The sequence below is a fragment of the Kitasatospora sp. NPDC051164 genome, from assembly GCF_044455625.1.
GTDB lineage: Bacteria > Actinomycetota > Actinomycetes > Streptomycetales > Streptomycetaceae > Kitasatospora.
On the sequence record NZ_JBITFB010000014.1, the window covers coordinates 170,981 to 183,605 of the forward strand.

Genomic DNA, 12,625 nt, shown 5'->3' on the forward strand with positions numbered 1-12,625 from the left:
CTCTCCGCCCAGGCGACCGCCGGCGTGGTGTCAGTGGTGGGGCACGAACGGCAGGAGGAAGAACCGGGCGCCCGGGCTGCCGAACGGCTGGGCGGCGCACATGGTGACGGTGCCCAGCTGGGACGGCGCGTGCCGCTCGCAGCACCGGGTGCGGTGGTCCTCGGTGCCGCGCGGGGTCACGAAGCCGGCGTGCCGCATCGGCCGCGCGTCGCCGTCGGGATGTATGTACGCCAGGCTGTGGTCGCGGTAGATCGGCCCCGCCACCGGGTCGTCGTTGACCTCCTTGTCGAGCATCTGGAGGTCTTCGTTCTCGGGGTGCGCGGCGACCGCCGTGCGCAGCTGGGCTGCGACCTGCGGCGCCCAGCGTGTGTCCCAGTCGACCAAGTGGTGCTCGCGCGCGTCCTCGCGCAGGAGCATCCACCGGATCAGGTTGCGTTCGGGCAGGGCCGGGGACTTCCCCTCGGGCTGCGGGAACATGAGTTTGAAGTCGTCGTTGGCGGCCAGCACGTTCCAGGCGACGTCATTGATGTAACAGGGCTGCCCGGAGACGCCGTTGACGGCCACCTGCCACGCCGGGTCGACGTTCGTCCCTGCCATCGGGTCCATGGGGAACGGGGGCTCGTAGCCGATCGCGTAGACGTAGAGCGCGGTCCGCTCGCGCTCGTTCATGTTCAGCACCTTGGCCACGTTGTCGAGGAACTCGGCGGTCGGCTGGTGTGTGTTCCCGCGCTCGAACTCGGCGTAGGTCTTCTCCGTGACGAACAGCGCCTGGGCGACCTGGGCCTGGGACAGTCCGCGTGAGCGCCGTCCTCTGCCGGTGCGCTTGGGCCAGCCGAGCTCGACCGGGTCTATCTGTCCGCGCTTCCATTGCAGCAGCTGCTGCAACGCCTCCTTCTGATTCAACTTTGTACCCTTCCCCGTGTTGCCATCCCCGTGCCGGCCGCGCGATATACCGGAAGCGCTCGCTCCTGAAATTCGAGGACCGGAAAATTCAGAGCCTGGTGAGCGGGATCTTGGCCGGGAAGAATCGACCACTGGATCGAATCCGCGTTGTGGGAGACGCGAAGGTCCTCCACAACCGCGAGGGGGAGTTCGCGTTGCTGCATCCCGTTGCCACGCCGCCGGACCGCACGGGCGGAGCCGTGGCACGCACCATGGCGGTGCTCAGAGCGCTGATCCGTCTCGGACCGGGTGAACATCCCCTGGCGTCGGTAGCCGAGTCCGCGGACCTTCCCGCGCCGACCGCTCACCGGTATCTGCAAGCCTTGATGCGGGAGGGCGCCGTCGAACAGCGCGGGCCGCGTGCTCGCTACGCCCTGACTGACGCGCTGCACGGTCCCCCCTCTTCGACACCCGCCCAGCCCCTCCAGGCCGGCCCGCCCTCCCCTGCGGTGAGGGCCGAGATCGTCACACTACAGTCGAGAACAGGCCAGGTCGCATTTGTTTACCGACCGCACCTGATCGGCACTCCGATGAGGATCTGCGCGGAACGGGCATACGGACCACACGCCGACGAGGTCCTCACGTCGCCTCAGATCACTTTGCGATCTCTTGAATCAGCGCCTCTGGAGTCCGACGCTGCCGGTCTGGCGATCCTCGCCTGCCTCGGCTCCATCGGCGACCACAAGATCGACACCGCGCACGTCCGTGAGGAAGGTCACGCCATCGGCCCTTCCCCGCTGCCGGGCCGCACCATGATCGCCGCGCCCATCTGGTACGGCTCGGCCGTCGCCGGCTCCGTCGCGCTGCTGGCCAAGGACGGGCCCACGCGGCGGCCCGCCACTCGTGCCCGGTACGTGGCCGCCGTGATGGACACCGCCGCAGCGATGAGCGGACAGCTGACGCGTTCCGGCGCCCGCCGGGCCAGTTGACCCACTACAGAACCCCACAAAGCACCACAGAAAGGCACCACCTCGTGTCCCGTTCCGTCCTGATCACCGGCGGCAGCCGCGGCATAGGCCTTGCCATCGCCCGTCACCTCGCCGAAGCCGGCGACCGCGTCGCCATCACCTACCGCTCGGGCGAGCCCCCCGAGGGACTGCTCGCCGTCCGCTGCGACATCACCGACACGGCCCAGGTCGACGCCGCGTTCAAGGAGGTCGAGGAGCAGCACGGCCCCGTCGAGGTCCTCGTCGCGAACGCCGGCATCACCAAGGACCAGCTCCTGATGCGCATGAGCGAGGACGACTTCGCCTCCGTCGTCGACACCAACCTCACCGGCGCCTTCCGCGTCACCAAGCGCGCCTCGCGCGGCATGCTCCGCGCGAAGAAGGGCCGCGTGGTGTTCATCTCCTCCGCCGTCGCCCTGCGCGGTGAGAGCGGCCAGGCCAACTACGCCGCCTCCAAGGCCGGCCTCGTCGGCTTCGCCCGCTCCATGGCCCGCGAACTCGGCTCCCGCGGCATCACCTTCAACGTGGTGGCCCCCGGCCTCACCGAGACGTCCATGAGCCAGGCGCTCAGCGACGAGCAGCTCGAGAACCTCAAGACCCAGATCCCCCTCGGCCGGCTCGCCCGCCCCGAGGAGATCGCCGCGACCGTGGCCTTCCTCGCCTCCGAGCACGCCGCCTACATCACCGGCGCCGTGGTGCCCGTCGACGGCGGCGCCGGCATGGGCCACTGACCTCTGCGACCGCCCGCAACCCTGGAGTCCGATGAACGCATGACCTGACAGCGGGCAGTCCCCCGTGGGCTGCCCCGCGGCAACAGGCCCCCGGTGTGTCCAGCACCTCGGCCCCGCCGCATCTCTGCCACCACCCGGCGAGTGTCCAGCCCGCCTGGTGAAGAACCCGGTCCGCAGACCGGGCAACACCGCCCCTGCCAGGGCGGATCACTTGGTTCCCGAAGAACCCGGCCCCACCGAAGAGGGGCTCACGCATGCCCGAAAGGAGGGCGTGCCCTGCCCATGATGCAGCATGCCCGCGCGCCGGTCCACGCCACCGCCGCCCCACCGCGCCCAACGCACGGACAACACCGAATATCCCCGAACAACCGATTCATTCCGGTCTGCGAGCATGCGGACCAGGAGATCGGCACGACCGCGTCCCGACGTACCCGGCGCGGCGACTTCCTGCGCGCCGCCACCTGGGCCATCACCCAGCGCCTGCACCCCAAGGCCGGCGACACCACGCTGCGCGTCGCGCGTGACCTCGCCGCGCGCCTGAACGCCGACGGACACGTCGCCTACTGCCGCGACACCATGTTCAAGCGCCTCGGCATCAGCCGCCGCACCCTGGAGCGGCACATCGCCGTCCTGCGCGAGCTCGGCCTCCTCGTCTGGGCGCTCCACGGAACCCGGACCAACACCCGCCCCGCCGGAAGCGGCGAGTGGGCCGGCACCGCCACCATCTACGCCGCCGTCGTCCCGCGCGCCTGGGACGACGCCCTCGGCCACCGTGTGAGCGGCCACGGCTACCACGCACGGCACATCGGATTCACCGAGCACGGACGCCAACTGGCCATCGCCGACGCCCGCCGCCGCACCCGCCCTTCCCACCGCCGTGACACCCCTTCCTGTAAGACCAACCACCCACGTCCTAAAGCTGAGATGGGAGGGAAGAAGAACAACACCAGCGCACCCCGCGGCGCGCGGCCGCGCTCCCGACGCAGGCACGAGGTTCCGGAGCCCTACCGGGCCGGCACCCAGCAGGCCGCCCACGCCGTCTCGGTCGCCGCCTGGATACGCCCCCGGGTGCCCTGGACGCAGGGCGAGGGCCTGCGCCGCCTCGCCTTCGCTCTGCGGCCCTGGATCGCCACCGGCCTGTCCGCCGCCGACATCGCCGCCGACCTGTCGGTCTGGCGCGTGCCTCGGCGGCCGGCCTCCCCGGCCAGCGTGATCATGGCCCGCTGGAGCGAGCGCGCCGACCAGGAACAGCCAGTCCTGACGCACGGCCCGCGCGAGGAACCGGCCGACGCTGTCCCGCCCAACACGGCCTTCCTGGAGGCCATGGACACGGTGCGCACCCGCCTGCACAGCCTCTGCCCACCCGCCGAGCCGGAACCCGATCCGCCCGGCTTCGTCATCCGCGACCGGATTCTTGCCTCGTTCGCGGCGGCGGACCGGGCCCGCCACGCGCGCACCGCCGAGCAGTGCCTCACCTTCGCCGAGTGGGAGGCCGTCTGCGACGCCCGGGAACGAGCCCCCTGGTGACCCCGCGCCGGCCCAGCCCCCGCACGAACGGAACGCACCAGGCCACGGCACCGACGGCGAAGCTCTCGAGCCGGAACACGGCTCCCCTCTCCTGTTCAGGACGCCGTCGCCGGCGCGGCCTCGGGCTGGTTGTCCTCGGCGGCCGCCCCCTGCGCCTCGCTGCCGGCGCCGCGCCGGCGCGTACGGATGACCGCCCGCACCGACCGGAACAGGGCACGGACCAGCCGCCACAAGCCGACCGCGCCGCAGCCGACCGCCGCTGCGCTGGTGCCCAGGCGCGCAACGGTCGCCAGCCATCCCGGCAGATGCAGGTAGCCCAGCGTCAGCGATGTGCCGATCAAGCTCAGGCTGAGCACCATGAGGACACTGCTGTGCCCGATCACCCCCCAGGTGCGCTTCAGTTCGGCGTAGGCGTCCGGATGGGCCTCCCGCCACAGGACAGGCCGGTCCAGCTCGTGCTCACTCATCGCTTTCTCCATTCGTCGCGTGCTGCGTTCCCTCGTCGGCGCCGCCCAGGACCTCCCGGGCGTGGCGCAGTCCCTGCCCCAGCTCCTCCAGCTCCAGCCGCACCTCGTCCAGCAGCTCCCGTGACAGCAGCCCTTCCGGCAGCGCCGGCCGGGCCGGCGACGCGGGCGCGCGGTCGTCACGGATCGCCGACTCCACCGCCTCCTCCTGCCGCTCGACCTCGACGGCCTGGTCGACCAGGAGCGCGAGCGACTGCTCATAGCCGAACAGGAGTTCGCGGGCTTCCACGTCGTCCGCCGCCAGCGGGACCAGCCCGGCCGCGTCCCACACCAGCCGCGGCAGCACCGCCGCCGCGCGCGTCACCTCGTAGCGCTCGCTGCGCTCGGCGAGCATGCGCAGGCGCTGCTCGGCGGCCAGCAGCCGGAAGAAGACCGCGGCGTACGCCTCGCCCGTCTCCACCACGCGCACGCGGCGCCGGGTGAGGTGCCGGACGGCCGCCGGCAGTCCGGCAGCCGCGAGCAGGCCGGCCACGAGCAGACCGGAGGCCGCCGGCAGTACGGACGTCGCGGGGCCCAGGGCGGCGAAGGCGGTCACGGCGAACAGCGCGGTCCGGCCGACCGGGAGGGGACGAGGAAGCTCCAGGCCTCCCAGCGTCCAGATGTACAGGGGAGGGCGACGCCCCCAGACCGTCCGGCACACCCAGCGTCCCACCGGGTGCTGCCCCGGATCCAAGATGCCTGCCTCGCGCAGCACGCCCGCAGGGTGCGGCCTGAAGATGTCCCAGCGCAGCCACCCGCCCCGGGTCCGCTCCCGTATCAGCAGCAGTGCCTGCATGGCGGACCGCTCGCTGGCCGGGGCCGCGAGCCGGCCGGCCAGCTCGGCGTGCACGGCGTGATGGAGCCGGGCGGCTTCCCGGACAGCGTGGGTCCACCGGTCCGGGTCCGCGCCGAAGGGCAGCGGCTGTGCGGGCGGCCTCATCGCCGGGCCGCCTCGGCCGGGCAGGAGTCCAGCGCGGTGCGCAGGGCCGCCTTCTCCGCCGGCGTGACCGACAGGCGGTACTTGGTCTTCACGCGGACCTGAGCGGTCGCGTACCAGCAGTGGGCCTCGGCCCGCGGGGGCATCCACACCGAGGCGTCCTTGGCGCCCTTCGCGGCGTTCGTCGGACCGTCGGCAGCAACCAAATTGGCCGGGTCGTTCGCGTAGTTCAGCCTCTGCGCGGCGGTCAGCTCCCGGGCCCCCGAGCGCCACCCGAGGGCCAAGGGGACGACGTGGTCGATCTGCACTGCCATGGACGTGCCAGGTCCGCGTTTGAAGTCGATCGTCCGGCCCGTGTACCGGTCGTGGAGGACGCCGGAGAGGACGGTGCAGCCGTCCTCGGCCCGAACGACGTCGTCCAGGTCGCGGGCCAGGACGTCCTGACGCGTCGGACAGGAATTCCCTGACATCTCGACCGTGCCCGCATCGCTCCACGCCGGTCCGAAGGCGTCGCGGCTGTAGCCGGCGAGGGAGGTCTGTGCCCGGACCGTCAGGTTGTTCAGCTGGGCCAGCACGGGCGCGCCCCCGGCCGCGGCCGGACCACGAGCGGGGGCGGCATCGGCGGTGGAGCCGGGGGCGGTGAGGGGTCCGCAGGCGGAGGCGGCGAGCGCGCCGGCGAGCACGAGGCCGGCGGCCAGGAGGCGAGGGGCCATGTAAGGGAGTCCTGTTCGGGTCGGAGAAGGCACCGTTCACCTGCTACAGGTGTGGCGGACGCCGCCGGTGTGACACTCCGCCCGAACTTTTATGGGCTCCTTCAGCCGAGCGTGCCGTCGAAGGTGACCTTGGAGCCGCCCGCGTCGACTGCCTCGACCGTCACCGGGCCGCCGACGGCCGCCTCCGGAACACGGAAGGAGACGCTCTGCGTAGCGGTGCGGTACGGGGCGATCGCGGCGTCGCGGTACCCGTACACCGGGCGGACGGTAGCGGCCAGGTGCAGGTCCTGGCCGGTCAGGATCCGCACGGTGGTGCCCAGGCCGGGCATCGGGTCGCCGGAGCGGTTGACCACGCTGAGCTCCAGGCTCCCGGTGCGCGAGGCGCCCTCGCCGCTCACCGTCACCTTGCCCACGCGCACCTGGCCGTTCCACTGCCCAAGCGGCGTGACCGACTGCCCGGTCGGCGCGCCCTGCGGCGCCCGGGTGTCCGGGGATGCGGCGGTGCCTGGAAGGGCGCCTTCGAAGAAGAGCAGCTCCGGCTCGGCCAGGCCCTCCTCGGTCGCTTCCACGGTCACGGTGACTGGCAGGCCCTGGGCCTGATCGGGAAGCACCAGCTTCAGGTCCCGGTCGACGGATCCGTTGGGTCGGACCTGCTGCGGTTCGTCCTTGGCGGAGGACGTGCTGCTGTCGGCGGCTTCGGTAGCCGTGTGCCCGAGAGCTCCGTAGCGGGCGGTGACGGCGGTCCGCGGCGCGGTCGCGACCTGCGCCCGCTGGTTGGCCACGGTCACCCGCGCCGTGTACGCGCTCGAGCCGGCCGGCACGCCGGGCACGGCCCCGGCCGGCAGTCGCTCGACGCCCTGCAGCGTTACCGTCCATGCGCCGTCGCCGACCGGGAGCGCGGTTCCCGGCTTCACGATCCCGTGCGGCAGCACCGTGGAGGACGAAGGCCGGGCCGCTGGGGCGCTGGTTGTCGGTTTGCCGTCGGCCTGGGGATCGCTGTCGGAGCCGGCGCAGCCGGAGATCAGCAGCGCCCCGGCCACGAGCACGGTCGGAAGGGTGTGGCGCAGGCGCACGGACATGGTTCCCCCTGTGTCAGGTACCGGATCTCGGTCGAGGGGGATCATGCCAAAACGCGTCCGGCCGGGGCCGGACGCGTTGGTGAGGGGTGTCTGATTCGGGCCACCCGCAGCCTGTGCGGGCTGCGGGCTACAGCGTGATGGGGATGGGGACCAGGAAGTACTCGGTGTCGCCGACGCGGACGCGCAGCGGGTGTCCGGGTGTCAGGTTGAGCAGCCGATGGTGCACGGTCGCCGGGGAGTTGCGCACGGACAGGGCGGGCTCCAGCGCGGCACGGACGGCGGCGCGGGAGGTGTCGGACAGCGGGTTGCGCTCGGCGATCTCCGCGCATTCGTCGAGCTGGGCGTCGGTCAGGTCGGGTCCGAGGCCCTTGCGGAGGGCTTCGACGGCGACGGCCGGGGCCAGAACTGCCCGGTTGTGGTCGCGGCATACGTGGCCGGGCGTGCCGTGGGGCTGGAAGTGACGGGCGGTGCCGATGGAGGTCATGGGGGCTCCTGAGTGGGGTGGGCGGTGTCAGTGCTCGCGGATCGTCGCGGTCTCGGCGACGGTCAGGACGTGCGCGGGGAGGGTCGGGCGGCCTTCGGTCATCGCCCGGTACATGCGGTGCACTCCGTCGATCAGCAGGCGAGCCGGGCCGCTGTCGAACTCCAGGGTGGCGATGATCACCGGCTGTTCGAGGTCGGTGTGCATGGCGTGCTCGGCGCTGAAGTGGGACTGGTCCGGGCCGAAGATCGGGCACCAGGAGAGGCCGTCGTAGTCCGGCCTGAGCAGGCTCAAGTGGTAGGCGGCCGACCAGTCGGCTACGAAGGTCTGCTCGGTGGGCCGGGGGTGCTCCTCCAGGAGGCGCATGGCCCGATCGATGTCGAACACCCACTTTCCGTACTTGAACAACTGGCGGGACGGGATGGTCACGGTTCCTCGCTGACGGGTCGGGGATCGGGGCATGGGAGGGGCCAGCCTGCGGTGGCTGACGGTCACGGGGGCCGGTCGGTCGCCGCCCCGGAGCGAGCCCGGGGCGGCGAGAGCCGGGTCAGCGCGGGCCGAGCGGGATGACCAGGACGCCGACGTGAGGCAGGTTCATCTCGGCCAGCAGCCGGGCGGCCCTGCCACCGGGGCTGTTCGAATCGCTGGGGTCCAGGCGTATGGCGCCCCGGTGGGGGCCGCGCGCGGGGGTGAGGTACACCGTGTTCTCCGGTGCGTTGCGCTCGAAGACGCTGACGGTGGCGTAGTCGAACCCTCCGAGGTTCGGGTACCGCTCGGCGACGGCCGCAGACATGGCGGAGACGAGTTCGGGGCTCGGCGAGGCGACCGAAAGGGGGAGGGGGGCGCGGCGCGGCCGGAAGCGCAGAGCTAGGGCGCGGATCAGGACGCTGAGGACGCCGAGGCCGAAGCCGAGGGCGAGAGAGGCTGGCTGGATCAAGGTGGGCTCCCTGGGATTGCGGATGCTGGCGGAGCGGGGGTTCTAGGCGTCGGCCGTGGTCACGGCGGCGTGGACGAGGCGGGCGAGTCCCCGGCGCCGCTGGCGCTTGGTCAGCCCCTGGACGCTTCCGGCGTTCTCGTGTCCGGCGGCGGCGGTCAGGCCGGACACGAGGGCGTGGATCAGTTCCTTGCCCTCGTCGTCGGGCGTGGTCGTCTGGGTGGTGGCCGCCGTCAGGGCGCGGACGACGGGCCGGGTGGCCGCGAAGTACGCCTTGACGAAGCGGGGGTCCCGCTCGGCGGCGACGGCGGTCAGCACGCGCATGACCGGGAGGTGGTCGCTCCAGCCGTCGAGTACGGCGTCGACGAGCCGGGCGGCGCCGGGCAGTCCGTCCGAGGACCAGGAGCCGTCCTCGAAGGCGTCGAGCGCCGCGTTCGTCTCCTCGACCAGGAACCGGGACGCTTCGAGGACGACGCCCTCGACGTCGGGGAAGTACTGGTAGAACGTCGCGGGCGACGTGCCCACCGCCCGGGCGATGTCCAGGACCTTGATGTCGCGGTAGGACCGGGTGGCGAGGAGTTCGAGCGTCGCGTCCATCAGGTTCTGGCGGGTCCGAAGTCCGCGTTCGGTGGGTACGCGGCGGTCGGGGGTGCGGGTCACGACAGAGGTGGGCACAGTCGTCTCCTGAGCTGGAGGAAGGGAAGGGGAGTGGTCGAGGTCTGGGGCGCCGGTGGACGCCGGACCCGACGTGCAATCACATTACATATTGGAACACGAATACGCAACGCCCTTGGTGTGGATGTCTCAGTAGTCCCCGCCCTCGACCTGTGCTCGCGCGGCCGTGGCGGCCGCGTCCCCGGACTCGGCGCGGAAGGTGTCGATCCACCGGGTGAAGTCGGTCTCGTCGCCGCCCAGTTCGACAGCGGCAGCGGCGTGCTCGCCCGGAATGACACCGGCGACCAGCAGCGCGTCGGCTCGGTCGTACCGCAGACCGAAGACCGTGAACACCTCTCCCGTGCCGGGCGGCTCGACCTGCGCAGGGGGGCCGTCCGGGTCCAGGCCGAGGCCGGCGAACATCTCCTCCACGGCGCCGGCCAGCTCCGCAGCCTCCGGCCGGTGCCCGGGACCGGACTCACGCAGGGAGCACCACACGCGGAACAGGGACGCGACGGCCGAGCCGCTCGTGGTGGCGGGGTCGAAGTGCAACATGACGGTCTCTCCCAAGACTTGAGGGGAAGGGCGTGCCGGGTGATCGCCCGGCACGGTGCGGCAGGGGGAGTTGTCACACCTCGGGCTGCGGCGCCTTCGGGGCTCGGGCGGACATGCGGTGCGTAAGGGCATGCGCGCCGGCGAACGCCGCCCCTGCGCCAAGGGCCAGGTAGTCCGCTGCCCGTCCGCGCAGGACGAGTGCGTCACCATGGCCGAGCAGCAACACGGCGCAGACGGCGAAGGCTCCGGCCACCAGGGCGGCGTCCAGACCGGCCGCGGCAGCACCCCACCCCCAGTGGGCGCGAGCCGGGGCGGTTTTGCGCTCGTCCCGCCTGCGCAGGGCGGCGCAGGCCCGGCTCCGGGCGAGCCGGCGCGTTTCGACGACAAGGACAGCGAGGGGCACGACGAACAGCCACATGACGGGCTGCTCCAGCAGGATGCCGCAGCCGGCGAGCAGCGCGACCAGGCCGTAGACGGTGTGCAGCGGCTGGCAGCGGCGGTGCTGGTGCGTACGGGGGCGGAGGTCTTCGGACATGGCTCTCCTCGGTTGAAGGTGATCGGGAGTTCGGCCCTGTGAATGGGCCACGGGGTGCTCTGGCCGGGCAGGCAGGGCCTGCCCGGCCAGAAGATGGACGACTACGCGTCTGCGGTGCGCTGGGACTTCGCCGAGGGGCGGACCCGGGCGCGGCGCAGCCGGTCTGACCACGGCGCGTCGGCGGGCCCCACGGGGTGCTCGGGGATGGTGATCTCGTAGTGCGGGCAGCTACCTTCCTTGGCCGTCTCCAGGGCGGCGTGCCGGTGCGGATTCGGGCACTGCTGGCGCTCGTGCTCACCCCTCCAGTAGCGGACCGTCAGCGTGTGGCCGGACCCGCTCTCGCGGTGATGGCTGGGCCGCTGCTCCTGGAAACGCTCGCCCGCGTCCGGGTCGACCCACCAGTTCTCGACCTGGCCGGAGTCGGAGATGCCCCGCCGCCGCTCGGCCTCGCGCTTGCTGGGCTTGAGCTGGTGGACCTGGTGGGAGAGGACCCGCACCGTGGTCCGCTTGTGCTGGGTCAGCAGCTCCCACAGGGCGCGAACGTGGCGCGTCATCAGCTCCTGGCAGCCCTGGCGCGCCGAGCCGCTGCGGTACCGCTCGGGGTTGTCCGGGTCGCGCAGCCGGGCCTCCGGCTCCAGGACCTCGCCGGGGCGCGCCATCAGGGTGTCGTACGGCGAGAACGGCAGCTTCAGCAGCGACTCGTCACACGTCAGCGGAGTGACCCATGTCCAGGGGACGTCATCGTGCGGGGGCTCCACCGGCTCCAGGTACCGGTCGGGCCGGAGAAGGAACCAGCCCTCTTCCGTCCGGGGCGACCACGGGCCCCATACGTAGCCGACGACGCGTCGGCCGTTGGGAAGGTCCAGGGGGACGTCGAGGAACAGCATCCCGCGCGAGGCGGGGAGGTGGGCAGGATCGAACGGGGTCGTGGCCTTGGCCGCCCGCCGCACCACGCGGCGTAGTGCCATCTGGCCGAGGGAGTCGCCGATCTGGAAGAGACGGGCGGAGCGCGCCCGGTCGGCTTCCTGCCGCAGCTGCAAGGCGACGGCCGTTTCCAGGCCGTCCGGGTGGCCGTAGGGCGCCAGCCGTTCAGCGTCCCGGCGGTACGCCTTCGCCTTCATCAGGGCGAAGTCGAGGCTCTGGGTGTGGGCATCCACGTACCGGCGGCGCCAGATACGGATGCGGTGCTCGTCGGGGGTGCCCCAAGCGATGGTGTCCGAGCCGGTGAGGGCCCCGCCCGGGACCGTGCCCGTCTCCGGGCGAAGCCCCAGTGCCTGGAACCGGCGGACTTCGGCATCGGCGTCGTTCACGACGCCGTCCGTTGTGTCCATGACCGGCCGGTGGTGCTTGTCGTCCGGGTCGAGGGCCCACTCCAAACCCGCGAGCTGTGCCATGGCCGCCCGTACGGTCTCCGGCTCCGTGGACCTGACGAAGTCGGCGAGGAGCCTTTGGACCGTGCTGGCGTATGCGTCGGCCGCCGCGAACCGCAGTACGCGCTTGAGGAACGCCCCGCCCGGGCCGTGCTGAGTACTGGACAGCGCCAGCAGCTCGTCGGCCACCCGCTGCTCGCTCAGCGCCGCGTTCGCCAGGTGGTCGTACATCTGGCGGAAGACGGCCATCTCCTCATCCGCGCCGAGGATGCGGTCGATGGCGTCATGGACACGCCCGAACTTCGCCGGTGAGGTCTCGCGGCCCTCCGGCGCCCGGAGCAGCTGGTCCGCAGCGGCGTGGAGCTCGCGGTAGAGCCGCAGTTGGAGCTCCGTGAGGATGAGGAGATCGTCTCCACCGACGGGGGCCCGCTTGGCTGCCGCAGTGACGCCCGCCAGCAACTCGGAGTCGGATACGTCGGACAGATGGAAATTCATGTCATCCCTACCTGGATACAGGGGACTTGGGGAAATTCGCGGGTGCTGTGCACTAGGCGATGAGATGACAATACATATTGAACATAGAATACGCAACATCATGGATAAGGGAACGGCGCGTTCCTTCAGGGCCGGTGGCGGGGGGGGCCCCCCCCCCGCCCCCCCCCACCCCCCCCCCCCCCCCGGCCCGGGGGGGGGGGGCCCACCCGGGGGGGGTTTAAG

Annotated in this window: 15 protein-coding genes; 3 read left to right on the forward strand and 12 right to left on the reverse strand. The window is 71.9% G+C overall.

Features of this window, described 5'->3' with window-relative positions:
- Window positions 1-30: 30 nt before the first annotated feature.
- Window positions 31-903: a helix-turn-helix domain-containing protein gene (locus ACIBEC_RS22185; RefSeq protein ID WP_396288570.1), complete on the reverse strand. Its 873-nt coding sequence runs from the start codon at window positions 901-903 to the stop codon at window positions 31-33.
- A 149-nt stretch (window positions 904-1,052) separates the two neighbouring features.
- On the opposite strand from ACIBEC_RS22185, the gene ACIBEC_RS22190 reads away from it, so the two are divergent.
- The 3 genes from ACIBEC_RS22190 (at window position 1,053) to ACIBEC_RS22200 (ending at window position 4,147) form a co-directional block, all read left to right on the forward strand.
- Window positions 1,053-1,871: a helix-turn-helix domain-containing protein gene (locus tag ACIBEC_RS22190; RefSeq protein ID WP_396288571.1), complete on the forward strand. Its 819-nt coding sequence runs from the start codon at window positions 1,053-1,055 to the stop codon at window positions 1,869-1,871.
- A gap of 44 nt (window positions 1,872-1,915) precedes the next feature.
- Complete coding sequence (locus tag ACIBEC_RS22195) at window positions 1,916-2,620, forward strand: beta-ketoacyl-ACP reductase (protein ID WP_396288573.1); 705 nt, start codon at window positions 1,916-1,918, stop codon at window positions 2,618-2,620.
- 282 nt (window positions 2,621-2,902) lie between these two features.
- The gene (locus ACIBEC_RS22200) at window positions 2,903-4,147 is read left to right on the forward strand and encodes a hypothetical protein (RefSeq protein ID WP_396288575.1); all 1,245 of its coding nucleotides are present in this window, start codon (window positions 2,903-2,905) and stop codon (window positions 4,145-4,147) included.
- A 95-nt stretch (window positions 4,148-4,242) separates the two neighbouring features.
- Here ACIBEC_RS22200 and ACIBEC_RS22205 read toward each other — a convergent pair whose 3' ends face one another.
- The 11 genes from ACIBEC_RS22205 to ACIBEC_RS22255 all read right to left on the reverse strand — a co-directional run bounded on the left by ACIBEC_RS22205 (window position 4,243) and on the right by ACIBEC_RS22255 (window position 12,403).
- Window positions 4,243-4,614, reverse strand: coding sequence for a hypothetical protein (locus ACIBEC_RS22205; RefSeq protein ID WP_396288576.1), 372 nt, complete (start codon window positions 4,612-4,614; stop codon window positions 4,243-4,245).
- A complete protein-coding gene (locus tag ACIBEC_RS22210) occupies window positions 4,607-5,590 on the reverse strand; it encodes a hypothetical protein (protein WP_396288578.1) in 984 nt (327 codons plus the stop codon). Before ACIBEC_RS22210 ends, ACIBEC_RS22205 begins: the two co-directional genes overlap by 8 nt.
- On the reverse strand, window positions 5,587-6,300 hold the full coding sequence (locus tag ACIBEC_RS22215) for an HNH endonuclease family protein (RefSeq protein ID WP_366104570.1): 714 nt from the start codon (window positions 6,298-6,300) through the stop codon (window positions 5,587-5,589). Before ACIBEC_RS22215 ends, ACIBEC_RS22210 begins: the two co-directional genes overlap by 4 nt.
- A 101-nt stretch (window positions 6,301-6,401) precedes the next feature.
- On the reverse strand, window positions 6,402-7,379 hold the full coding sequence (locus ACIBEC_RS22220) for a hypothetical protein (RefSeq protein ID WP_396288580.1): 978 nt from the start codon (window positions 7,377-7,379) through the stop codon (window positions 6,402-6,404).
- A gap of 127 nt (window positions 7,380-7,506) precedes the next feature.
- Complete coding sequence (locus ACIBEC_RS22225; RefSeq protein WP_060880659.1) at window positions 7,507-7,863, reverse strand: hypothetical protein; 357 nt, start codon at window positions 7,861-7,863, stop codon at window positions 7,507-7,509.
- 27 nt (window positions 7,864-7,890) lie between these two features.
- A complete protein-coding gene (locus ACIBEC_RS22230; protein WP_396288582.1) occupies window positions 7,891-8,289 on the reverse strand; it encodes a hypothetical protein in 399 nt (132 codons plus the stop codon).
- Window positions 8,290-8,407: 118 nt separating this feature from the next.
- The gene (locus ACIBEC_RS22235; RefSeq protein ID WP_396288584.1) at window positions 8,408-8,797 is read right to left on the reverse strand and encodes a hypothetical protein; all 390 of its coding nucleotides are present in this window, start codon (window positions 8,795-8,797) and stop codon (window positions 8,408-8,410) included.
- Between the two features lie 42 nt (window positions 8,798-8,839).
- Window positions 8,840-9,469 (reverse strand): TetR/AcrR family transcriptional regulator, encoded by a 630-nt coding sequence (locus tag ACIBEC_RS22240; RefSeq protein WP_396288586.1) that lies wholly within the window; start codon window positions 9,467-9,469, stop codon window positions 8,840-8,842.
- Between the two features lie 129 nt (window positions 9,470-9,598).
- On the reverse strand, window positions 9,599-10,003 hold the full coding sequence (locus ACIBEC_RS22245; protein WP_396288587.1) for a hypothetical protein: 405 nt from the start codon (window positions 10,001-10,003) through the stop codon (window positions 9,599-9,601).
- A gap of 73 nt (window positions 10,004-10,076) precedes the next feature.
- Window positions 10,077-10,538: a hypothetical protein gene (locus tag ACIBEC_RS22250; RefSeq protein WP_396288589.1), complete on the reverse strand. Its 462-nt coding sequence runs from the start codon at window positions 10,536-10,538 to the stop codon at window positions 10,077-10,079.
- A 101-nt stretch (window positions 10,539-10,639) separates the two neighbouring features.
- The gene (locus tag ACIBEC_RS22255; protein WP_396288591.1) at window positions 10,640-12,403 is read right to left on the reverse strand and encodes a hypothetical protein; all 1,764 of its coding nucleotides are present in this window, start codon (window positions 12,401-12,403) and stop codon (window positions 10,640-10,642) included.
- Window positions 12,404-12,625: the final 222 nt, after the last annotated feature.